This is a genomic window from Pseudoroseomonas cervicalis ATCC 49957, from assembly GCF_000164635.1.
Classification (GTDB): domain Bacteria; phylum Pseudomonadota; class Alphaproteobacteria; order Acetobacterales; family Acetobacteraceae; genus Pseudoroseomonas; species Pseudoroseomonas cervicalis.
Genome location: NZ_GG770777.1, coordinates 1472017 through 1473045 on the forward strand (window position 1 = coordinate 1472017; position 1029 = coordinate 1473045).

2 protein-coding genes are annotated in these 1029 nt (G+C 73.6%); both read right to left on the reverse strand.

What is annotated here, in order from left to right:
* A partial coding sequence (locus HMPREF0731_RS06395; RefSeq protein ID WP_007003234.1) for a response regulator occupies positions 1-390 on the reverse strand: 390 nt, incomplete at its 3' end.
* A gap of 8 nt (positions 391-398) precedes the next feature.
* A partial coding sequence (locus HMPREF0731_RS06400; protein WP_007003235.1) for a chemotaxis protein CheW occupies positions 399-1029 on the reverse strand: 631 nt, incomplete at its 5' end.

The following is a 1029-nucleotide window of genomic DNA, read 5'->3' on the forward strand; positions in this document are numbered from 1 at the left end:
GGCGCGCGCCGCGGCGCGCAGCTTGCCCAGCAGCTCGTCGCGCAGCCCGTCGATGCCGATCGACATGGTGCCGCCCGGCTTGGCCACCACATCGACGGCGCCGAGCGCCAGGGCGCGCACCGCCGCCTCCGAACCGTGCCGAGTGATGGAGGAGACCATCAGCACCGGGCGCGGCATGTCGCGCATGATGTGGCCGAGGCAGGTGAGCCCGTCCATCTCCGGCATGTTGACGTCGAGCGTCACCACCTGCGGGTCGAAGTGCGGGATGACGGCCAGCGCCTCCGCCCCGTTGCGGGCGATGGCCACCTCGATATCGCCCTCGCCCTCCAGCAGGCGGCGCAGCTGGCTGCGCATCAGGGCGGAATCCTCGACGATCAGCACCTTCAGCATGGCCCGGCTCACAGCGCGCCGAGCGCGCCCTGCTCCTCCCGCTCCAGCAGGCGGCCGGCCTCCAGCAATTGCAGCATGCGCTGCTGCCGCTCCAGATTGGCGATGCGGCCGATCAGCGGCGCCTCGCCGCCGCAGAGGCCCGGCGCCGGGCCGATGCTGGCGCGCGCCACCTTCAGCACCTCGACCACGCTGTCGACGATGAAGCCGGTGCGCGCCTGGCCCACCATCAGCACCATGATGCGCTGGCGGTCGTTGCGCGCCAGCCCGGGCAGGCCGAAGCGGCGGCGCTGGTCCACCACCGGCAGCACCACGCCGCGCAGATTGACCACGCCCTCGATGAAATCCGGCGTGCGCGGCATGCGGGTCAGCTGCTCCGGCACGCGCACGATCTCCTGCACGGCGCCGATCGGCACGCCGTATTCCTCGCCGCCGAGGCGGAAGACGACGAACTGCTCCTCGTCATCCGCCGCCGCCGCGTCCTGCTGCCCGGGTTCCACCATCGCCGCCTCCTCCGCCGCCTGCGCGGCCGCGCCCTCACCCAGCAGCCGCTCGCGCGCCGCCTCCGGGAAGAGGCGGGCGACGGCCAGGATGGTCACCAGCCGGCCGCCGCGCTGCAGCCGGCAGATCGCCTCCAGCGCG